The following is a 20178-nucleotide window of genomic DNA, read 5'->3' on the forward strand; positions in this document are numbered from 1 at the left end:
CGATGATTCTCGATCTCAACGACGACGCCAAAGAGTTTGGCCGCCAAGCGCTCAAGGCCTTCGAGGCTGCCGGTGGTGACCAGCTGCTGGTCCAGGCCGACGCCAAACCCGACACCCGGGCCGGCTTGATCGCCCCCGTCCTGGAAAGCCTGGGGGTCTTCGAGCTCGAGCCGCGCGGCGATGAGGACTCACTGGAAGCCGCCGCCGCGGTGTGCCGCAGCGCCGGGTACTGGGCCCTGCCGTATCCGGTGGCCGAGCGGTTGGCACGTCCGGAGGGTCTCGACGTCGACGGCCTGATCGTCGTCGACGCCGACGCTCCCGAGGCGGCGCTGCAAGGTCTGGACAACCGATGGGCCGCAGTCACATTGGACGGTGGCCGCAGCACGGTATCCAAGTTCGGTGCATCCGGGCCGTCCTTCGCCACCGCCCTCGAACTCTCCGCGGTCGACAGTGCAGGGGCAGGGGATGTGGCGCTGGCCCTGACCCTGCCGTCGTGGACGCTGCTCGGCATGTTGGACCGGGCCATCGACCTCACCGTCGCGCACGTCAGCCTCCGCAAGCAGTTCGGTCAGCCACTGTCGTCCTTCCAGGGGGTGCAGTTTCAGCTGACCGATGCCGAGGTGGAGCGCAGCGGCGTCGACATCCTGGCCAAGTACGCGCTGTGGAGCCTGACCACGAACCCTGCCGACGAGGCGATCAACGATGCCCTGGCGCTGCGACTGGCCGCCATCGAGGCCGCCGAGGTGGTGTTCCGGGTATGCCATCAGTTGCACGGGGCAGTCGGCTTCTGCGATGAGACCGTGCTGTCCTGGCTGTCGCGCTACAGCCAGCCGTTGCGCCGCTTGCCATTCGGCGTATCCAAGACCCGCGACACCCTGACCGCCCGACTGGGCCGGCGTGGACTCACCGGGTTGTTTTCGTGAGCGAACTCGACGACTTTCGGGCCACCGTGCGGGACTGGTGCGCCGCGCACGTCCCGAAAGACTGGCGCGCCAACCAGACCGGGGTCGGCGACGACGAGTTCGCGTCTTTCCAGAAATCCTGGTTCGCCGAGCTACACACCGCCGGCTACGCCGTGCCGCACTGGCCCGCCGAATGGGGCGGCGGCATGTCGGTACCTCAGCAGATCGTCCTGTACCAGGAACTGGCGGCCCACGATGCGCCCCGCCTGGTGTTGGCGTTCGTCGGGATCCACCATGCCGCCTCCACACTGTTGGCCGCAGGTACCGACGAACAACGTAGAAGGCATCTGCCGGCCATCCTCGACGGCGAGATCTGGGTGCAGGGTTTCTCCGAGCCGGAGGCCGGATCCGATCTGGCAGCACTGCGCACCACGGCCCGCGCCGATGGCGAGGACTTCATCGTCAACGGCCAGAAGCTTTGGGCCAGTGGCGCGTTACACGCCGACTGGTGTCTGCTGCTGGCCCGCACCGACCCGGATGCACCCAAGCGGCACGGCATCTCGTACTTCCTGATGGACATGACCACACCCGGCATCGACGTACGGCCGATCCGCAATGCCGTGGGGGATTCCCACTTCTGCGAGATCTTCCTCAACGACGTGGCAGTGCCTGCGGCCAATCTGATCGGCCCGGTGAACAAGGGCTGGCAGGTCGCTCAGGCCACGCTCGGCGCCGAACGCGGCATGACCATGCTCGAGTTGTCCGAGCGGCTGGGCAATGCCGGCTTCACCTGGCTACTGGACGCTGCCCCGACCGACGATCCGGTGGTGGCAGACCGGCTGGCGCAGTTCGAGATCGAACTGACCGGCCTGCGTCGTCTGTGCCGGGATCTGGTGGAGCGCACCGAGGCAGGGAAGGCCGGTCCGGCCGACGCCTCGATCGTCAAGCTCTACTACAGCGAGTTATTGCAGCGGATGACGGGCTTCGGTGCGGAGATCGGCGGTCTGCATTCCCACACCGTGCTCGCCAAACCGGCGTCCAGCGGCTGGGAGTCGGGCGCCTGGATGCTCGATTTCATCGGATCGTGGGAATGGACCATCCCCGGCGGGGCCAGCGAGATCCAGCGCACCATCATCGGTGAGCGCGGTCTGGGCCTGCCTCGAGAACCGAGTGCGGTGTGATGAGCGAATTTTCCGAGCTGCACGACGAACTGCGTTCGGTAGCGGCTGATCTGCTGGCCAAGGACACCGTCGACTGGCCACTGCTGGTCTCGGCGGGGTGGGTCGGACTGGACGCCCCCGAAGAGGCAGGCGGTGCCGGTGCGACGTTCGCTGAAGTAGCGGTGATCTGTGAAGAGATCGGCCGGGCTGCGGCGCCCACCAGCTACCTGGGCGGTGCAGTGCTGGCCATCTGTGCACTGAATACGTTGCAATCCAATGACTCTCGCGGCGCGCTCCTACAGGACGTGGTGGCCGGAAACTCCCGCGCCGCACTCGCCCTGCCCGGGGCGGGTGAGCCGGCACCCTTCGAACTGGCCACCACCAGGCTGGGCTGGCGCGTCCACGGCCGGGCCGCCTTTGTGTCCGACGCGACCGGAGCTCGGCGGCTGCTGCTGCCTGCCCGTGACGCCGACGGCGTTGCGGTGCTCGTCGACGTGGCCGCCAATTCACCCGGGCTGACGGTCACCGAACAGCCGGTACTCGATGAGACCCGCAGACTGGCCACCGTGACGGCCGAAGGTGTAGAGCTCGACGCCGACGCGGTGTGGCGATTCGACGGCGACCCCGAGGAGCAGGTGCGAAAGCTCACCGAACGGGCCGCGCTCGCGGTGGCCTGCGACAGCGTGGGCATCGCGCAGGCCATGCTCGACGCCACGGTGTCCTACACCGGGGTTCGCCAGCAGTTCGGCCGTCCGATCGGCTCGTTCCAGGCCGTCAAGCACGCGTGCGCCGACATGCTGGTGCGGATCTCGGTGGCCCGTCAATTGGTGAACGCGGCCATCGAATCTCCGGAGCCTCGAGCAGTTTCGATGGCCAAGGCCTATGCCACCGAGGCGGCGGTCGAGGTGGCGGGCAAGGCCATGCAGTTGCACGGCGGTATCGGCTACACCTGGGAGAGCGGCGTGCACGTCTATCTCAAGCGGGCCGCGCTCAACCGTTCGCTGTTCGGCTCGCCCGCCGAACACCGCGGAAGGATCGCCCAGCGCTACCGATGAGCCGCGATGAGTTTTCCGCGCGGCAGTGGTCAGACCTAGCGACTGTCCATTGCATGAAGGAGAAATATCGTGGTTACCCGTCTGAGTGCCCCGCTGGGCGCCCCCAACTGGATCGACCTGACCACGTCCGACGTCGAGCGCGCCCAGCAGTTCTACGGTGCGGTGTTCGGCTGGACGTATGAGACCGGCGGCCCCGAGTACGGCGGCTACGTCACTGCATCCGTCGACGGGCAGGTGGTGGCCGGTCTGATGCGCAATGACCCGCAGTGGAACGCCCCGGATGCGTGGACCACATACCTGCACACCGCCGATGCCGACGCCACGGTGGCGGCGGCCATCGCGGCCGGCGGGAGTAACTGCGGTGGCGTGATGGACATCCCGGCCAAGGGCCGGATGGCGATGATGACCGATACCGCCAACGGGTTCTTCGGCATCTGGCAGCCGGGCGGGCACGAGGGTTTCGCGGTGTTCAACGAGGCCGGGGCGCCGGTGTATCACCAGCTGACCACCAGCGACTACGCCAAGGCGTTGGACTTCTACCGGACGGTGTTCGGCTGGACCACCCAGGTGGTGTCGGACACCGACGAGTTCCGTTACAGCACAGCTTCATTCGATGGCGAGGAATTGGTCGGTGTGATGGACGGTTCGTCGTTCATCCCCGACGGCGCGCCGTCGGATTGGGCCACGTTCTTCGGTGCCGACGATGTGGACAAGACGATCGAGCTGGTTGTGGCCAATGGTGGCTCGGTGGTGCGCGCGGCCGAGGACACCCCGTACGGCAGGTTGGCCGCGGTGGCCGATCCGACCGGTGCCGGGTTCAATCTGTCGTCACTGCAGGGCTGAGGGCGAAGTCGGCGACGCGGTCCTACCTGAGATTCAGGTGGGACCGCGGCCGGTTCGCGTCAGCTCAGCGGGCTCAGTTGTGGTGGCCGTATTCGCCGCCGGGCCCTGGGTTCAGTGCTTGCCGGGCGTGAATCCTTTCGCAGGAGTTTGCCGAAATGGGCCGAAATGGGTTGTCGGGACGGACCCATAACGGGGTTGCCTATTCGGGTAAAAGTGGCCAGCGCTGCGCCTAGCCTGGGTGGGAGTGAATGCTGCGCCGCGGGCAGGGCCGGTGGCAGAGAGGCGGGACCACTCCCATGGGGACAGCGGCTGAGCGTGCCGAAAGGCTCGAACTCATCTCCAGGCTGAAGACGACGTTCCAGGAAGACCCGGAATGGCCCATGCCGGACCAGGTCACCAGTGAACATTTCTGGGCCTACATGAAGACCTCGCACGATGTCGGCGGTGAACTGGACTTCCCGAAGGTCTACGAGAACAAGGAGGAGGAGCACTGGGAGCTGATGACGTATGTGCTCTGCGAAGTCCTTGGGTGGCAGGGGATCTGGGTTTCCGAGGAACGGCGTCGGCTGGCCAACGTCGACGTCGGGCGACCTATCTACCTGGGGCTTCCGTACTACAGCCGTTGGCTGTGGTCGGTGGGTAGGTTGCTGATCGAGAAGAAGCACATCTCCTGGGGCGATCTGACCGACCGCCTGGCAGAGGTGCAGGCGCGGTATGTGGGCCAGTCGATGGGCACACATCCGGATGCCCAGCCCAAATTCGAGGGTGACGGCTCGAAGGTGGTCCGCAACAAGCACCACATCGAGGCCGCCGGTATCGGCGATCCGCAGGTTTTTGCCGGCAAGGCCGATCCGGCGAAGTTCAAAGTCGGCGATCCGGTGGTGGTGCGGGACCTGCCGGCGATGTTCTACACCCGCACCCCGGAGTATGTGCGCGGTGCCGCCGGCGTGATCGCGGAGTACGCCTACGAAAGTCCCGCGCCGGAAGACGAGACCTGGAACATCGAGGACGCCAAGCCGGAGTGGTTCTACATCGTGCGTTTCAAGCAGACCGAGTTGTGGGGGGAGTCCTACACCGGTCCCGCGAACGACACCCTCCAGACCGAAATCCCCGAGCGCTGGCTAGCGCCGGCCTGACCGCATCTGCCAACCGACTTACCCGGAGACGATAGGAACTGCTTATGTCGGCACATGGGCACGATCACGATCACGACCACGCCCGCACCGTCAAACCGATGGTCGACGAGATCACCGAATTCGAGGTTCTCGAGATCGCCCTGCGTGAGTTGTGCATCGAAAAGGGCTTGTTCACCGCCGCGCAGCATCGCCACTTCACCGAGTTCGCCGAGCACATTGGTTCCACGCCGGCGGCTCGGCTGGTTGCCAAGTCCTGGCTGGACCCGAAGTTCAAGGCGCTGGCGTTGAGCGACCCGATCGCAGCCTGCAAGGAGGTCGGTGTCGACTGGCTCGAACCCACCGGGTTCGGTACGCCGAGCGATTTCGTGGCCTTCAAGATCCTCGAAGACACGCCGACGGTCCATCACGTCATCGTCTGTGCACTGTGCTCCTGCTACCCGCGGCCGATTCTCGGAAACTCACCGGAGTGGTACCGGACCCCGAACTATCGGCGTCGTATTGTGCGCTGGCCTCGGCAGGTGCTGTCCGAATTCGGCCTCGAACTGCCCGACGGCGTCGAGGTGCGGGTGGAGGATTCCAACCAGAAGCATCGCTTCATGGTGATGCCGGTGCGGCCGGAGGGCACTGAGGGGTGGACTGAGGACCAGTTGGTCGAGATCCTCACCAGGGATTCGCTGATCGGCGTTGCGCTGCCCAAGCCGGGAGTGACGACCAACATCATCACCAAGACTCGGTCGGCGAACAATCCGATCGCCGCTGCCGGGACCGCGCCGTGAGTGCTGCGCTGGGGGATTCCTCTCCAGAGGAGCGGGTAGGCAAGCCTATTGAGATCCTTGAGGAGATCAGCGGGAGCAACCAGGACTGGCCCGTGATGGCGGCCAAATATGGTGTGGAGAACCCGCTCCCGCCGTGGAAGACCAGCCTCGACGCGTTGTGCGATGCGCTCGACACTGCCTCGTGCGAAGTCGAAGACCTGGACTTCACCTTCAAGGACCGGCGCGACGAGGAAGACGAATTGTCGACGACCCGGTACCAGAACCTTCCGTACCCGGAAAACCAGCTCGTTTCGCTGGCACATTCGCTGGTCGCCCGCGGTGTGATCGACGAAGCCGATTTGCGGCAACGACTAGCCGAGATTCGCGCCCGACTGGAGGCCGAATAACCACGTCGGCGACTTCAGCGTGACTGGCTGAGCGCGAAGTCGGCGAAGTCGAAGCCGGGCACCACCACGCAACTGACCAGGGCAGGCGCGTCGTCGCGAGGTTTGGCGCGCTGCCAGTGGCCGGGCGGCACGAGTAGCTGGGGTTGCTGGAGGGCAGTGATATCCGGACCCAGCAGGTGCGTTGTGGCCGTGTCTCGTTCGGCTCCGATCTCCAGTAGCAGCGGGCTACCGCGATGGTGGAACCAGAGTTCGGCACTGCGGACGGTGTGCCAGGCCGACTGTTGGCCGGGCATCAGTAGGAACAGGATCGCGGTGCCGGCGCTGCGTGGTCCGGCATAGCCGGGCGGCAGCGACGACTGGCTCACCGTCAGTTCGCTGCGCCACGTTTCTCGGTACCACCCGCCCTCGGGGTGCGGGGCGAGGTCGAGTTGTTCGGCCCAGTCGGGAAGTTCGGTCACACCCGATAGTCTCGTCGTCATGGTTCGTCTGCGTCCAGGATGGCTGGTAGCCCTGTGTGCTGCGGTCCTGATGGTGGTCGCCTGGCTGCCGTGGCTGACCACCAGCGCCCACGGCGGTGGCCGGGCCAATGCGATCGGTGGGGCAGTGGGAAGCATCGTGCTGCCTCGTGGTTTCGGCGCCGGGCAGCTGATCGTTTTGTTGGGTGCCGGGCTGATCGTGGCCGGTGCGATGGCCGGGCGCGGGTTGTCGCAGCGGTGGGCTTCGGCTGCGGGGCTGCTGATTTCGCTGGCTGTGGTGGCGCTGACGGTGTGGTACTACACGCTGAACGTCAAGGGGTCGGTCGCCGCGGGTTACGGGCTGTACGTCGGCGGTGCCATGGCGGTGCTGGCCGGGTTGTGTTCGGTGTGGTCGCTGTTGTCGACGTTTGGTCCGATGAGCGCTGGCGCGAAGAGTATGGGATAGCGAATGAGCGAGTTCGTCACGCCGGTGACGTTGACCGGGCAGCGTTGGGTGACGCTGGAGCCGTTGACGACGGGGCACATCGCTGAGATCGACGCGGTCGCCGCGGACGGCGAGTTGGGCTCGCTCTGGTACACGATGACACCCCGGCCCGGTGGTGCCGCCGAGTGGGTGCAGCGCATATTCGAGCTGCGAGCTGCCGATCACGGCGTGACCTTCGTGGTGCGCAATCTCGAGGGCAGGCTGGTGGGGTCTTCCAGCTACCTGCACGTCGACGGGCCCAACCGGCGGCTGGAGATCGGGCATACCTGGTACACGGCTGCAGCTCGGCGCACCGGTATCAACGCCGAGACCAAACTGCTGATGCTCGGCCACGCCTTCGATGAGTTGAATTGTGTGGCAGTGGAATTCCGTACGCATTTCTTCAATTTCGCCAGTCGGGCGGCGATCGAACGGCTGGGCGCCAAGCTCGATGGGGTGCTGCGCAGCCACCAGCTGCTGCCGGACGGATCCCGTCGGGACACGGTCGTGTACTCGATCCTGGACATCGAATGGCCCGCGGTGCGCAACAACCTGGTGTTCCGGCTCGACCGTTAGACGACGGACACCGTGGCTCTGGTGAGCCGCTCACCGCACTGATCGCACTGCAGCGCCGGGGAGAAACCGTGTCCGCGGCCGGTGTGGGTGAGGATCACCGCAGGGCCCTCGGTGGAGGGGAAGGCTCGTTGTGCCCACGCCAGAGCTGTCACCAGAACGGGCAGGAACGCCGCACCTTTCTGGGTCAGCCGGTATTGCGGGTCTTCGTCGGCGGTGATGAGAATCTTGTTGTCCCGGAACGTCTGCAAGCGGTCGGCGGTCGACGCGGGTGGGGCGGACAGCGCCCGTTGAAAATCAGAGAACCGGGTGGTGCCGGTGAAGGCGGCGACCAGGATCGCGAACGCCCAGCGGTTACCCAGCACGCTCATGGTCTGGGGGAACAGTCCCGAAGGGGAGTCGCGTCGATCGTCGGAGGACCGGCGCCGCGTCGTCACCGTCGGCAGCGACCGCTGCCAGCCCCCGCTCGGCCCCCACCCGGCAGTCACCTCGCCGGACGCCGTTGGGTCACCGCAACCCGCGCAGGTGAGGACCGGGGTGAAATCGGCGCCGCAGCGCAGGTGCCGCATCGCGGGCAGTGGCTCACGGTGCTCGGTCACCCAGTGGCGTTCCCACTCCCAGATGGATACCAGCACCGGCCACAGCGCTCCTCCGCGCGCGGTGATCAGGTATTCGTCACGCGGGGGTCGCTCCTGATAGCGATGACGGGCCAGCAACCCCTCCTCGGTCAGGGAGCCCAGGCGGTTGGTCAGCACCGAGTTGGAGATCGGCAGCCGGGCCTTGAATTGTCCGTAGCGGGTAGCGCCCAGCATGGCCTGCTGCATGACGAGCAGCGTCCATTCGTCACCGACCAGCCCCAGCATCTGTGCGACGGCGTTGGGGCCGCGGGCCGACGTTGGGGTGCTAGTCACGCACCAGCCATCGGCGCAGCTCGTCACCCGGCGCCCAGGTGGAGTGGGTTCCGCTGGAAACACGTTCCGGCAGAGCCAGTTTGCATACCGGTCCGTCAGCTACCCGCGCCGCGTCGAATATCAGGCAGTAGGACGCGTCGTCGTTCATGTCGGTGGTGATGGTCACCAGGTAGCCGTCGTCCTCGGCGGCGCTGCCCACGCGTGGCGCCATCGCGGTCTCGCTGCCGTACACGCCGTCCCCGAATTCGTAGCGCTCCTCGGATCCGGTGTGTAGGTCGTGGCGGACCAATCCGTCGAACAGGAACCAGCCTGGCTTACCCGTGGCGGCATAGGCGTAGCGGTAGTCACGTCCGGTGTAGCCGGGGTTGATCATGCCGAATTCGGTGATGCTGTCCGACAATTGCTCCTCACGGGTTTGGCCGGTGACGAGGTTGAACCGCCATCGGTGCAGCCTGGTCTGCATCTTGTCCAGCGCCAGGGCCGGCACCGCGTTGCCCTGGAAGAACCCGTCGAGCACGATCTCGTCGCCGTCCTCGTAGGCATTGGTGAAGTGCAGCACGTAGGTGGTGTCGGCCTCGAACCACTTGACGTCGCCGGGTGCGCCGCGGCGGGGGAGCACCGCGAACCGGGACGGCATGTCCCGGTGCAGCTTGGGCAGGTGCACGTTGCTCTTGAGGAACTCGGGATCCCAGAACAACGGAAAGTCGTTGAGAATTACATAGTTTTCGGTGAACGCCATATCGTGGGGCATCCGGGGCCCGGGCAGTTCGACATCGACGTAGTGCGCCAGGCGGTTGTCGGAATCCACCACACCGTAGTGCATGAAGGGTGCCTGCTTGGCGTAGTTGAAGAACAGCAGTTCGCCGGTGGCGTCGTCGGCCTTGGGGTGCGCTGAGACGCCCCATTCGGCGGGAAAGTCTCCGCCCCAGTTTTCCTTGCCGAGTGTGTCGCCGGTGAACGGGTCGACGCGGTACAGATCGCCGCACTGGTAGAAGCTGGTGAGCGCGACGCCGCGGTGCACTGTCACATCGGTGCTGGAGGCATCCTTCATCAGGGTGCGCGCACCCCAGCCGTAGTCGCGCTGGGCCAGTTCGATCGGCTCGGCGATGCCCGGCCACAGCGGCCCGCCGGCCTCGATCTCGGCCAACAGGCCATCGGTGCGGACGAACCTGTTGCGGTAGAACGCTTTTCCATCGCGGAACCCGACGATGTGCAGCATGCCGTCTCCATCGAACGGGTGGTAGGTCTGCAACGCCGGATGTAGTGGGTTCTCGGTATTGCGGAGGTAGACACCGTCGAGGTCGGTTGGGATTTCGCCCTCGATCACCCGCAGGTCGTCGGCATCCCATTCGGTGGTCTGTGGCCGCCACGCCCCCGTGCGGTAGGGATGGTCGTCGTCGTCAGGCAGGGTGGACAGGTACTTGGCCACGACTTCGGTGTTCATTGCTGGGGTCCTCCTACGACGAAGCTGACGGTGGTGGCGGTGCTGCCGCCGAAGTTCAAGGTGCCGAACGTCTTTGCGCCCGCGACCTGGTAGGCCCACAGGTCGGGATGCACGGTGGCCGGCATGGCGCCGAGATGGGCCTGACCGGCGAACAGGTCGCCGAAGGCGTTTGCGACGTGGACGACGCCGATGCCGGCGGCGTCGACCCTGGCGCTCTTCAGGGTGTGGTCGACGACCTCGCGCGTGAGTCCGGCGAAGTCGACCTGCTCGCGGCTCAGATTGCGGGCGAAATCGCTTTGGTAGCCGCCGAGAATCCAGACGTCCTGCATGCCGGGAAGGTACTACAACTAAGAGAGTGACTAAAGCGGTTCAAAAGAAAACGCCGTGGCGGGAATCCGAGTTTGGATTCCCGCCACGGCGTTAGCCGTGGTTAAGCCGACTCAGTCGTCGCCGTGTCCGTGGCCGTGTCCGTGGCCACGCCCGCGCCAGTTGTCGCCGTGCCAGGGGCGGACCCATCCGGGACCTTCGACGCATGCCTGTACGTAGCCGTAGGGCCCGCTCGCGCAGATGTCAGGGCCGGCAGACGCCGGAGCGGCACCTGCCACTGCGACACCGACCGGCACTGCCAACGCACCCAGCCCGACAGCAGCGGCCTTCATCAGTTTCGAACGGATCATTTGCACCTCCGGGTTGTTTGCTGTGTTCAAGCTCAAGACCCCCGTCTGTAGATAACATTAGTGCATCTCATGATGTTCCTGGGAGTCGCCTGGGATGCCACGGTGCAGCCAATTTGCTCTCATCGAAGCCTTCCCGGTCAGGGCGTTGAATTCATTTGCCAACGGAAATAGGGTTCCGTGGCGTCACCCTCGAGTGTTGCCAGCTGGCCCGTGTGACACGCGTGTCGCGTGGTGCGAACGGCGATGTCGACGAATTTTGCCGTAGTGGGACCAACCGGTCGATGATCCTGCCGAACGGATTGACCCAACGTGCGCCGTGATCCAGCGCCGGGCGGGAGCCGCTGCTCTCCCGCCCGGCGTTGGCGCGTGACTCAACAGCCGCAGGTGCAGAAGGACGACGGCTGTGCTTCCGTGTTCGCCTCACCCGCGCCCGCATCTTCAGACCCGGGACGCCAGTCGAACGGGAAGTGCTTGCTCGAGGCGCCGGTGTGCTCGTGCGACCATTCGAAGCCCACGGCGTTGTCTTTCTCGACCACGCCCCAGGTGGCGACCTGGCCCGGGCCGACCTCGGCGCCCGGCGCGTTGGTGGTGGTCACCCGGCGGTTCGGGTCGGCTGTCGGGCCGGTCAGGGCGTTCACCAGCAGGTCGACCTTGCCGGGAATCTCGGCGCGCCAGTAGGCAAGGTCGTCGGCGGCCTCGAAGCTGATTGGGGCGTATTCGATGCCGCGCATCTCCTCGATCAAGCTGCCGAATTCGGCCGGCCAACCGCCTTCCGTGCCGGTGAAGATCCGCTCGAGCGCATCACGTTGGGCGGCGTCGCCCCTTTCGTCGATGTAGAACATCAACTTCATCGTCGCGTTCGGATCGCCGATCCACATGTTGCCGGCGAACTCGCCGAGGGCAATCACGCTGAGGCCCGCCAAATCGGTGTCACCGTAATGCCCTTCGCGGACGTGCCACGCCAAGGTGAACAGGCAATCGCCGTGCGTGGGCTCCTGGGCGAAGCTGCACGGGCAAGGCAACTTGCAGCTGCACACGTCGAACCATTCTCCGCGCAAATGCCAATCGACCTGCGTCGATGAAGTGGTCATCGATTCCGCTCCTTTCGTTGAATACCCCCAGGGGGTATTGGGCGCGGCGAACGTAACACTCTCGAAGGCTGGAGCGCAAGTACCCCCTAGGGGTATCATTTCGGCATGTTCACAAGGATGTGCATCGGTGCACTGGCGGTCGTTGGCTCCGTGTCGCTGGCGTCGTGTGGCTCACCGGCCGAGGCGCCGCCGGCCGCCTCCACTGGTGCCGCGGCAGTGAGCGTTGTGCCGCATCGACTGGTCGGACCTGATGAATTCGCGACTGCCATAGGCGAATCCGACCGGATGACGATCAACGTCCACGTGCCTTTCGAGGGCGATATCGCCGGTACGGACCTGTCGATTCCGTTCGATCGGATCGCCGAGCGGGCTGATCGGCTGCCCGCCGATCGTGGGGCCCCGATCGCGATCTACTGCCGAACCGGTCCCATGAGCGCGACGGCCGCCGAAGCGCTGAAATCGCTGGGCTATGCCGATGTGGTCGAACTCAAGGGTGGGATGAAGGCATGGCAGGCCAGTGGTCGGCCCCTGGTCGGAAACTGAGCACACGGCAACCCGCTGTGAACTGCGAAAAACAAAGAGTGCCCCCGGCAGGATTCGAACCTGCGACACCGGCTTTAGGAGAGCCGTGCTCTATCCCCTGAGCTACGGGGGCTGGGGGCTGGGACCTACCGGAATAGGTGTCTAAAGCCCTAAGGGACGATTCATCGTAGTTGGCGAGCTCGAAATCCGTGGCATCGGGGCATGCTGTGGACGGTGCCGATCACGGTGGATTGAGCGCTTCAGCGTGCCGGCGGCAAGCCGGCAGATCGCTGAGCGCACCGCGTAGACCCTGGGGGTCAGACGCTGTTTGCGGCGGTGGGTCGCATGAACTGGCGGCGCACCTGCTTCTCGACAAACAGTGGGATGAAATCCCGGATCGGGCTGGTGTCGAATCGCCCGTGGGCGCGGTGGACCGCGGTAGCGATCTCCTCAGCCGTGGCGTAGGGAAAATCGTGGATCAGCCGACGTTCGATATCGTCCAGAACCGTTTCCTCAGCTACCTCGATCACATCTACCAGAATTCTCCTGAAGAGCTGTATGGGTCAAGTTTTCCGAGCTCAGCGGGCTTGTGATGCTTGTCGCGGCGGTGATCTGGTGTGGCGTCCGCGACACCGACCGGAGCTGTAGCCTGGTTGCTTATAGAAGCTAAGCAATTAGGCGGGTTTGTTTCATGAAACTTGTACACGCTGTCGGCGCGATCATGTCGGTGATCGCGGTCAGCGCTACGGCATGCGTCGCGTCGGAGAAAGCGAGTCAGGGAGCTGCCATGGACCTGCAAGGTTTACCGAAGGTCGGCACGGTGGATGAACGATTCCAGTCCTACAACATCGAAATGGCGGCGGTGACCGGTGCGGACTTCTGGAAGCCGTACGGCTCCGCACCCGCCGCCACCCCGGCCCCGCCGGGTGCGCCTGCGGGCATGGGTCCCGACCTGCTGGAGTACCGCCCGCCGCGTGATCTGGCCAACCCGCGGTTGCGCACGCTGGCTGCCGCCCTGGGCCCGGCCTATGTCCGGGTCAGCGGCACCTGGGCCAACTCCACCTACTTCGCCGACACCGATCACCCACCGGCCACGCCGCCGGAGGGTTTCAAGGGCGTGCTGACCCGCGACCAGTGGCGCGGTGTGGTCGACTTCGCCAACGCCACCGACGCCAGGATCGTGTCGTCGTTCGCGATCAGCCCCGGGACGCGCGACGCGGACGGACAGTGGACCCCTGAGCAGGCGCAACGCTGGCTCGATTACACCCGCTCGGTCGGCGGCGAGATCGCCGCCGCGGAGTTCATGAACGAGCCCAACGCGGCCGCCATGGGTGGGGCGCCCGAGGGATACGACGCCGCGGCCTACGGCCGAGATTTCCAGGCGTTCAAGGCCTTCATCGACAAGGCCGATCCGAACATGACCATCCTGGGACCGGGGTCGGTCGGTGAAGCCCCCACGGGGTTCGGGTCGGGCACCGAGAATCTCGGTGAACTCCTCGGTGCCGCGGGGGCGATCTCCAGCGCGGACATGCTGGCCGCCGCCGGTCCCGGTGTCGACGGATTCTCCTACCGCCACTACAACGCCGGGTCACAGCGCTGCGCATCGATGGGCCTGCCGCTGACCAATCCCGGCGAAGCGCTGTCGGCGGACTTTCTGAACCGCACCGGCGAAACACGGGCGTACTACGCCGGGCTGCGGGACCGCTTCGAGCCGGGCAAGCCGATGTGGCTGACTGAAGTGGCCGACGCCGCCTGCGGTGGAAATCCTTGGGCCGGAACATTTTTAGACAGCTTCCGGTACGCCGACCAGCTGGGATTGCTGGCCCGCGAAGGGGTCCAGGTGGTCATGCACAACACGCTGGAATCCAGTGACTACTCGCTGCTCGACGAGAACGACCTGACTCCGAAGCCCACCTACTGGACGGCGCTGCTGTGGCACCGGCTGATGGGATCCACCGTGCTCGATCCGGGAGTTCCCGCCGATAACGGGCTGCGGGTCTACGCGCACTGCCAACCCGACACCCCCGGCGGTGTCACCTTGCTCGCGATCAACACCGACCGCGACCACCGGCACACCCTGACCCTGCCGGACCAGGCCCAGCGCTACACCCTGACCGCCGATCCGCTCGACTCCAAGACCGTCAAACTCAACGGCACCGTGCTCGAACTGGGCCCCGGTGATTCGCTGCCGGAGCTGACGGGTACCCCGACCGAGGCCGGCCAGATCGACCTGGATCCGGCCACCATCACGTTCCTGACCACTCCGGGCGCCGGCCACACCGCCTGCGAGTAGCCACCACAGAAGGGTAGCCATGTCTCGAAATCGTCTGGAAGACAAGAAGGTCATCATCACCGGCGCGGCAAGCGGCATCGGCCGGGCGGCCGCAGAGTTGATGGCCGCCGAAGGCGCCCGGGTGTTGATCGCCGATCTGGACGGCGATGCGGCCGCCGCGGCGGCCACCGAGATCGGCGACAACGCGGTCGGGATGGCGGTGGACGTGATGGACGAGAGTTCGATCGCCACCATGGTCGACCGGGCCGTCGCCGAGTTCGGCGGAATCGACGTGCTGTGTAACCACGTCGGCGGCAGCAACCCGCACAAAGACCTTGACCTGCTGCGTCTGGACCTGGCCGAGTGGGACCGTGTCATGGCGCTCAACGCGCGTAGCACGGTCGTCGCGTCCAGGTTGGCGCTGCCGCACATGATCGCCGCGGGCAGCGGCTCCATCATCAACACCGTCTCGATCGCCGGCCTGGCCGGCGACACCCTGCAGTGTGCATACGGCGCGGCCAAGGCTGCGGTGATCCGGCTCACCGCCTACATCGCCACCCAGTACGGGCGAAACGGGGTGCGCTGCAACGCAGTTGCCCCGGGTGCGATCATGACGCCGGCATTGCGTGACAACCTGCCCGCCGCCATGGTCGACGAAATCCGCAGCCACAACGCCCTCGACCTGATCGGCGAACCCAGCGACATCGGCTGGGCCATGGTCTACCTGGCCTCCGACGAGTCCCGGTATATGAGCGGGCAGACCCTGGTGCTCGACGGCGGGCTGACTGCGCAGAGTCCGATCGCCCCGAGCCGGCGCGTGCTGCTCGATGAGTGAGCTTGCGCGCGGTCGGAACTAGATGGGCATGCGGTAGCCGTAGTACTCGTGGTCCTCGTTGTATCCGCCGTGCCCCCATCCGATGGTGCGGAAATCGGCAACGAATTCGATGGCTTCGATCCATTTGACCTGTTTGAAGCCGAGTTCCAGTTCGTTGCGCAGCCGCAGCGGGGCACCGTGGGCCTCGCTGAGCGGCAGGCCGTTCATCTCGTAGGCGAGCAAGGCCATCGGTTCGCGCATGTGCTCGATGCGGTGGCAGTCGTAGTAGCGTCCGTGTCCGGGTTCGGCACCGTCGGCGAACGAGTAGAACACCACCCATTTGGCTTCCGGTAGCGGGTGCACCATGGCCAGGATGTCAGCCATCGCGACACCGCCCCACTTGGCCACACCGGACCAGCCCTGGATGCAGTAGTGCTGGGTGATCTGTTCATGTTTGGGCAGCGCCAACAAACCTTTGTAGGACAACTCAAGCGGAGTTTCCACTAACCCCTCGATGCGCAGCGTGTATTGCGACCAGCTGCCTTGCTGAAGCCGGCGGTAGTGCTCGGAATCGGGCAGTGTGCCGTTGGCCCACAGGTAGGGCGAGATGTCCTTGTCGGTGTACGACGCGCGCGGGTGGGTGCGTTCCATCGAGGCTTTGGCCCACCCCACGATGAAGCGGCCGGTGGTCTGCACCAGCCGGGGGTAACGGATGGTCACCGGTGAGGCGGCCAGCCACAGCGCGACGACCCCCGCAGCCGCCAGTCCGAATATCACTAGGGCCCAGTATGATTGGGTGTCTGTACCCAGCGCTATGTGGTTGAGGTTCTCCACCGCGCCGGTGGTGAACACCATGGTGACGTGGATCAGGATGAAAGTCACCATCCACAGCCACACGATGAAGTGCACGGTGCGGGCGACCTGCCGGTTGAGTGGTCCGCGGCCGGTGCCCAACCGGGCGGCGACAGCTGGTGCCTGCAGCAGGCCGGTCAGAAACGCCACCGGTGCGGCGATGAACACGGTGGTGAAGTAGGCCAGCATCTGCAGCCCGTTGTAGGCGATGAACCCGTGGTTGGCGGGAAAATTCAGCGACGCGTATTGCACCGCGGTGGACAGTGCGTTTGGGAACACGTCCCAGGACTGGGGCACGATCCGCTGCCACTGCCCCGTGGTGAACAACAGCACATAGAACACCGCCCCGTTGAGCAACCACAACAGGTCGAAGCTGAAATGCCACCACCGTGCCAGCCCGATGGAGTGACGAAAACCCGGTATTCCCAACCATTTCGGTAGTGTCACCGCGTCGTCTTTGGAGGTCCAGACCCTCGGCGGATCGCTCTTGTCCATCCGGTCAGCGGGCACCTGGCCACGCATCCGCAACCACTCTGTGCCGGGGCGGCAGCCCGCGTTCAGGTACAGCCGCGGATGGTCGGCCAGGATCTGCAACCCCGAGCGCAGGATGAACATCATGAACACGATGTTGAAGAAGTGCTGCCAGCGCAGCCAGGCCGGGAAACCGCTATTCACTGCGGGCGCAAAGCTCGGCGAGCTGCCCGGGTAACGCGCGATGAAGTCCTGCATCCAGCCGTACTCGCGAAGTTGTTGGGCCACTGCGACGACCAAGAGCAGCACCGCCACGCTGATGGGCAGCAGCCACAGGGCGCTGACCCAACGCCGGCCCAGCCGAACCGACGGGAAGCGGGCCGGGACTTGGGGGATGCCGCCGCCGAACTGCAGTGGGTCGACGCGGTCTCCCCACGCGGGCCGTGGCGGGTGAGGATCCAACTGCGTCGCCGGCCGATTGTCGGTTGTCATATCCCGGACCTCCTGCCTACAGTCGCCCATACCGGCCGAGCATGTCTTTGCCCACCAGGATTGGTCGCAGGGTTTCGGCGGTCAGATCCAGTCAACCGATCGCCGATTTCACGGGATGTCCCTGCGTGTCAGGCACATGATCCGTCACCTCCCATACGTTCAGGTATGGTGCACCGCCAGCGTAGTGCTGTTAGCTGGATGTTCCCTGTGGCAAACCCGAGCGGGTGCCTGTTACCGCAGCGGCGGTACGTTGCCCCACGACCCGTAGGGGCCGTTGGACCCAATACCCATTCCGGGACTGATACTGGGTGGCTCCGAGTACACCTGCGCGTTGCCGGGACTCTGGCACACCACAGAGCCGCCACTCTCGGTGCAGTTGGCGGCGGGTTCCGCGAAAGCGCTTGGCGCGAAAGCGATTCCCACCGCCGCGGCGGCGCCTGCCAACACCGATACCAGCGCAACCGGCATCATCGAGCGTCTGGACATTGTGTTCACGGTCCACTCTCCTTCGTCGAGTTCGCCTCTGTACACCAGCATTCCCATCGGGAGCGCCGAAATCATTGGTGCTGGCCACCGACTCGAACCCGGCTAGCTGGTACGCACCTCCCCAGGGGCGCTGCCGATTGCGCCCGGGGATCCCGCGGACTATCGCATTGGGCAACGCCGCGGTGCGACGAGGAGGAAAATGGTTCGAACCGGGGTATCTCTACCTCAAACGAGAATGGGGGGCGGTCTGTGTGGGGGTGCGATGACCGACCCATCTGATGATCGGCCCGGCTCGACGACGACAGGAGCTGCCGAGCGGGTGATCGTGGCCGGAGACGACGTCCTGTTCCGCGAAGGATTGGCATGTCTTCTGCAGCATTGGGGTTTCCACGTTGTGGCGAAAGCCGGTCGAGTGGCCCAATTGCTGCCGCTGGTGCGCACGATCGCTCCCGAACTCGTGGTGATCAGTATTCCCGACCCGGCTGATCACCCAGACGAATACGAGGCGGCGCGGTTGATTCGTAGTGAGTTCCCCCGGGCAGGTGTGCTGGTGCTGTGCGCTCACGTCGAAGTTCAACACGCCATCGACGCGCTGTCGGGCGGCGGCGGGATCAGCTACCTGCTCAACAGTCGGGTCGCCGACCTTGCCGATTTCGTCGACATCCTCAAACGTATCGCCAAGGGCGCCTGCATCATTGGCCCGGCCGTCGCTCAAGCGCTGGTTGCTGCACGAGAGGATCAGGATCCGCTTTCCGCCCTCAGCGGACGCGAACACGAGGTCCTGCGACTGATGGCCGAAGGTCGTTCCAACGCAGGCATCGCCCGCCAGCTGTATCTGGCCGAAGGCACCATCGAAAAACATGTGCACAGCATCATGGCCAAGCTCGACATCGCCGAGACTCCAGATGATCATCGGCGGGTTCAGGCGGTTATCGCCTTCCTTCACGGCAGCTGACCTGACGCGAACTATCGGGTGTCACACATCGTGGCTATTGCTCGCCGTCCTCCACGACAACCTTGATCCGCTCGAGCGTCTTGCGCATATCCCGGAGGTTGCGGCGTTGGCGCGCGTCGGATGGGCCTCAATCCTGTTACCGCAAGGGCAGCTCGGCGAAGATCGGCGTGGTGGGTGCGGCCGAACCGCTTCCGGGCTCGACCGTGAAGGCCAATGCCGATGCGTCGCCGAGGTTGGGTAGCACTGCGGTGGTCGACGGCGCCACGGCGGCGGAGTCCATCGTGCCCGCTGACTCCGGTCCGGCCTTGCGTAGCAGCCACATCTGATAGACGGTGCCGGATTCGGGAGGCGCGACACCGTTCATCACCAGGACGCCGGCGTTACGTTGACGGGAGAACACCACCGTTGCGGTACCGCCGGTGGGAATCTCGCCGGAGACGGTCCGCACGTCCGGCGCGGCGAAGACCTGTTCGGCGGCCGACGGCGTCGAAGCCGGCCGCATCGCGATGCCGATACCGATACCGGCGAGGGCCACCACGACGGCGGCCGCGGCGGCCAGCGCTGCCGTGCGCCACCGGGGCGGTTTCGGCCGTAGCTCGCGGACCGACACCGCGGCCAGCACCTGCTCACGAAGATGGGCCGGTGGTTCGAGCGCGGTGCCGGCCGCCAGCACGGCCATGGTTTCGCGGGTTTCCCGCACCTCGCCGGCGAACTGCACGACAATCTCGGGCGGAGCGGTGGCAAGGCGCCGTTCGATGTCGGCACGTTCGGCGTCGGATAGCGCGTGCAACGCAAACGGTGTGGCCAGCGTGATCAGTTCGGCATCCAGCGGGTCGGTCATGCGGCCCCCAGACAGTTGCGCAGGCCGCGGATGGCATCGCGCATCCGGGACTTGACGGTGGCCAGGTTGGCGGTGAGGCGTTGGGATACCTGGCTATAGGTCAAACCCTGGTAGTAGGCCAGGTCGATGCACTCCCGTTGGACATCGGTGAGCGAGGACAGGCAGTCCGTCACCCGGCGCCGTTCGTCCTCGGTGATCACCGAATCGGCGACGTGATCGACGGGCGGCTGCACGTTGCTCGCCCCATAGCGTGATTCCCGCTGACTGGCGGCCTGCTCGGTGCGTACCCGGTCCACCGCGCGCCGGTGTGCCAACGTCATCAGCCAGGCCATCGGAGAGCCGGCTGCCGGGTCGTACCCGCCGGCGGAGCGCCACACCTGCAGGTAGATCTCCTGGGTGGTTTCCTCGCTGTATCCCGGGTCCCGCACCACCTTCGTGACCAGGCCGAACACCCGCGACTTGGTGTGGTCATAGAATTCGGCGAAAGCCTCGACGTCGCGTCGTGCGACCCGGCGCAGCAAAGCGTCGAGGTCGGTGGTCACGCACCGTAGCCTAGCCATCGGCGCCAGTGCGGTCACGG

General features: G+C 65.5%; 23 protein-coding genes, 1 tRNA gene and 1 pseudogene. 13 read left to right on the forward strand and 12 right to left on the reverse strand.

All coding sequences use genetic code 11. The features are described from left to right. Nucleotides 1-2: 2 nt before the first annotated feature. The 7 genes from G6N44_RS22515 (at nucleotide 3) to G6N44_RS22545 (ending at nucleotide 6258) form a co-directional block, all read left to right on the forward strand. Nucleotides 3-923 (forward strand): acyl-CoA dehydrogenase family protein, encoded by a 921-nt coding sequence (locus G6N44_RS22515; protein WP_163667861.1) that lies wholly within the window; start codon nucleotides 3-5, stop codon nucleotides 921-923. Then, the gene (locus tag G6N44_RS22520; protein ID WP_163667863.1) at nucleotides 920-2083 is read left to right on the forward strand and encodes an acyl-CoA dehydrogenase family protein; all 1164 of its coding nucleotides are present in this window, start codon (nucleotides 920-922) and stop codon (nucleotides 2081-2083) included. The genes G6N44_RS22515 and G6N44_RS22520 overlap by 4 nt, the downstream gene beginning before the upstream one ends. Further along, nucleotides 2083-3117, forward strand: a complete 1035-nt coding sequence (locus tag G6N44_RS22525) for an acyl-CoA dehydrogenase family protein (RefSeq protein ID WP_163667865.1) — start codon at nucleotides 2083-2085, stop codon at nucleotides 3115-3117. The genes G6N44_RS22520 and G6N44_RS22525 overlap by 1 nt, the downstream gene beginning before the upstream one ends. Nucleotides 3118-3186: 69 nt before the next feature. After that, complete coding sequence (locus tag G6N44_RS22530; RefSeq protein ID WP_163667867.1) at nucleotides 3187-3960, forward strand: VOC family protein; 774 nt, start codon at nucleotides 3187-3189, stop codon at nucleotides 3958-3960. A 296-nt stretch (nucleotides 3961-4256) separates the two neighbouring features. After that, complete coding sequence (locus G6N44_RS22535) at nucleotides 4257-5096, forward strand: SH3-like domain-containing protein (protein WP_163667869.1); 840 nt, start codon at nucleotides 4257-4259, stop codon at nucleotides 5094-5096. A gap of 44 nt (nucleotides 5097-5140) precedes the next feature. Next, nucleotides 5141-5872 carry a thiocyanate hydrolase subunit gamma gene (scnC, locus tag G6N44_RS22540; protein ID WP_163667872.1) on the forward strand — a complete coding sequence of 244 codons (732 nt, stop codon included), beginning with the start codon at nucleotides 5141-5143 and terminating at the stop codon, nucleotides 5870-5872. A 95-nt stretch (nucleotides 5873-5967) separates the two neighbouring features. Further along, nucleotides 5968-6258 (forward strand): SH3-like domain-containing protein, encoded by a 291-nt coding sequence (locus G6N44_RS22545; protein WP_220099799.1) that lies wholly within the window; start codon nucleotides 5968-5970, stop codon nucleotides 6256-6258. A 14-nt stretch (nucleotides 6259-6272) separates the two neighbouring features. On the opposite strand, the gene G6N44_RS22550 is transcribed toward G6N44_RS22545, so the two are convergent. Continuing rightward, on the reverse strand, nucleotides 6273-6716 hold the full coding sequence (locus tag G6N44_RS22550) for a cupin domain-containing protein (RefSeq protein WP_163667874.1): 444 nt from the start codon (nucleotides 6714-6716) through the stop codon (nucleotides 6273-6275). 19 nt (nucleotides 6717-6735) lie between these two features. Here G6N44_RS22550 and G6N44_RS22555 point away from each other — a divergent pair, with 19 nt between their 5' ends. After that, complete coding sequence (locus G6N44_RS22555) at nucleotides 6736-7179, forward strand: hypothetical protein (protein ID WP_163667876.1); 444 nt, start codon at nucleotides 6736-6738, stop codon at nucleotides 7177-7179. 3 nt (nucleotides 7180-7182) lie between these two features. Next, nucleotides 7183-7773: a GNAT family N-acetyltransferase gene (locus tag G6N44_RS22560; RefSeq protein ID WP_163667878.1), complete on the forward strand. Its 591-nt coding sequence runs from the start codon at nucleotides 7183-7185 to the stop codon at nucleotides 7771-7773. Here the strand turns inward: G6N44_RS22560 and G6N44_RS22565 are convergent. The 5 genes and pseudogenes from G6N44_RS22565 to G6N44_RS22585 form a co-directional block, all read right to left on the reverse strand. Beyond that, a complete protein-coding gene (locus G6N44_RS22565; RefSeq protein ID WP_163670263.1) occupies nucleotides 7770-8633 on the reverse strand; it encodes a winged helix-turn-helix transcriptional regulator in 864 nt (287 codons plus the stop codon). The genes G6N44_RS22560 and G6N44_RS22565 overlap by 4 nt on opposite strands. A gap of 40 nt (nucleotides 8634-8673) precedes the next feature. Next, nucleotides 8674-10125 carry a carotenoid oxygenase family protein gene (locus G6N44_RS22570; protein ID WP_163667880.1) on the reverse strand — a complete coding sequence of 484 codons (1452 nt, stop codon included), beginning with the start codon at nucleotides 10123-10125 and terminating at the stop codon, nucleotides 8674-8676. Between the two features lie 95 nt (nucleotides 10126-10220). After that, a pseudogene (locus tag G6N44_RS22575) lies at nucleotides 10221-10454 on the reverse strand (acetyl-CoA acetyltransferase); the annotation flags it as partial. Nucleotides 10455-10565: 111 nt separating this feature from the next. Beyond that, nucleotides 10566-10802: a hypothetical protein gene (locus G6N44_RS22580; RefSeq protein WP_163667882.1), complete on the reverse strand. Its 237-nt coding sequence runs from the start codon at nucleotides 10800-10802 to the stop codon at nucleotides 10566-10568. A 371-nt stretch (nucleotides 10803-11173) separates the two neighbouring features. Further along, complete coding sequence (locus G6N44_RS22585) at nucleotides 11174-11893, reverse strand: DUF1326 domain-containing protein (RefSeq protein WP_163667883.1); 720 nt, start codon at nucleotides 11891-11893, stop codon at nucleotides 11174-11176. Between the two features lie 105 nt (nucleotides 11894-11998). Here G6N44_RS22585 and G6N44_RS22590 point away from each other — a divergent pair, with 105 nt between their 5' ends. After that, on the forward strand, nucleotides 11999-12436 hold the full coding sequence (locus G6N44_RS22590; RefSeq protein WP_163667885.1) for a rhodanese-like domain-containing protein: 438 nt from the start codon (nucleotides 11999-12001) through the stop codon (nucleotides 12434-12436). A 39-nt stretch (nucleotides 12437-12475) separates the two neighbouring features. Here G6N44_RS22590 and G6N44_RS22595 read toward each other — a convergent pair. Both G6N44_RS22595 and G6N44_RS22600 read right to left on the reverse strand, forming a co-directional pair. Then, nucleotides 12476-12548 (reverse strand) — tRNA-Arg (locus G6N44_RS22595). A 184-nt stretch (nucleotides 12549-12732) separates the two neighbouring features. Further along, the gene (locus G6N44_RS22600) at nucleotides 12733-12945 is read right to left on the reverse strand and encodes a three-helix bundle dimerization domain-containing protein (protein ID WP_163667887.1); all 213 of its coding nucleotides are present in this window, start codon (nucleotides 12943-12945) and stop codon (nucleotides 12733-12735) included. A 161-nt stretch (nucleotides 12946-13106) separates the two neighbouring features. Between G6N44_RS22600 and G6N44_RS22605 the strand changes: the two genes are divergently transcribed. Together G6N44_RS22605 and G6N44_RS22610 are read left to right on the forward strand one after the other, a co-directional pair. Beyond that, nucleotides 13107-14708 (forward strand): hypothetical protein, encoded by a 1602-nt coding sequence (locus G6N44_RS22605; RefSeq protein WP_163667888.1) that lies wholly within the window; start codon nucleotides 13107-13109, stop codon nucleotides 14706-14708. A gap of 19 nt (nucleotides 14709-14727) precedes the next feature. Continuing rightward, nucleotides 14728-15522 (forward strand): SDR family NAD(P)-dependent oxidoreductase, encoded by a 795-nt coding sequence (locus tag G6N44_RS22610; protein ID WP_163667890.1) that lies wholly within the window; start codon nucleotides 14728-14730, stop codon nucleotides 15520-15522. Between the two features lie 18 nt (nucleotides 15523-15540). On the opposite strand, the gene G6N44_RS22615 is transcribed toward G6N44_RS22610, so the two are convergent. Together G6N44_RS22615 and G6N44_RS22620 are read right to left on the reverse strand one after the other, a co-directional pair. Next, complete coding sequence (locus tag G6N44_RS22615) at nucleotides 15541-17316, reverse strand: molybdopterin-dependent oxidoreductase (RefSeq protein WP_163667892.1); 1776 nt, start codon at nucleotides 17314-17316, stop codon at nucleotides 15541-15543. Between the two features lie 231 nt (nucleotides 17317-17547). Then, nucleotides 17548-17811, reverse strand: a complete 264-nt coding sequence (locus tag G6N44_RS22620; protein WP_163667894.1) for a hypothetical protein — start codon at nucleotides 17809-17811, stop codon at nucleotides 17548-17550. A gap of 253 nt (nucleotides 17812-18064) precedes the next feature. Between G6N44_RS22620 and G6N44_RS22625 the strand changes: the two genes are divergently transcribed. Continuing rightward, nucleotides 18065-18757 carry a response regulator transcription factor gene (locus G6N44_RS22625; protein ID WP_163670266.1) on the forward strand — a complete coding sequence of 231 codons (693 nt, stop codon included), beginning with the start codon at nucleotides 18065-18067 and terminating at the stop codon, nucleotides 18755-18757. Between the two features lie 136 nt (nucleotides 18758-18893). On the opposite strand, the gene G6N44_RS22630 is transcribed toward G6N44_RS22625, so the two are convergent. Continuing rightward, nucleotides 18894-19598 (reverse strand): anti-sigma factor, encoded by a 705-nt coding sequence (locus G6N44_RS22630; RefSeq protein ID WP_163667896.1) that lies wholly within the window; start codon nucleotides 19596-19598, stop codon nucleotides 18894-18896. After that, on the reverse strand, nucleotides 19595-20176 hold the full coding sequence (locus G6N44_RS22635; protein WP_163667897.1) for a sigma-70 family RNA polymerase sigma factor: 582 nt from the start codon (nucleotides 20174-20176) through the stop codon (nucleotides 19595-19597). The genes G6N44_RS22630 and G6N44_RS22635 overlap by 4 nt, the downstream gene beginning before the upstream one ends. Nucleotides 20177-20178 lie beyond the last annotated feature (2 nt).

Source organism: Mycolicibacterium alvei (assembly GCF_010727325.1).
GTDB lineage: Bacteria > Actinomycetota > Actinomycetes > Mycobacteriales > Mycobacteriaceae > Mycobacterium > Mycobacterium alvei.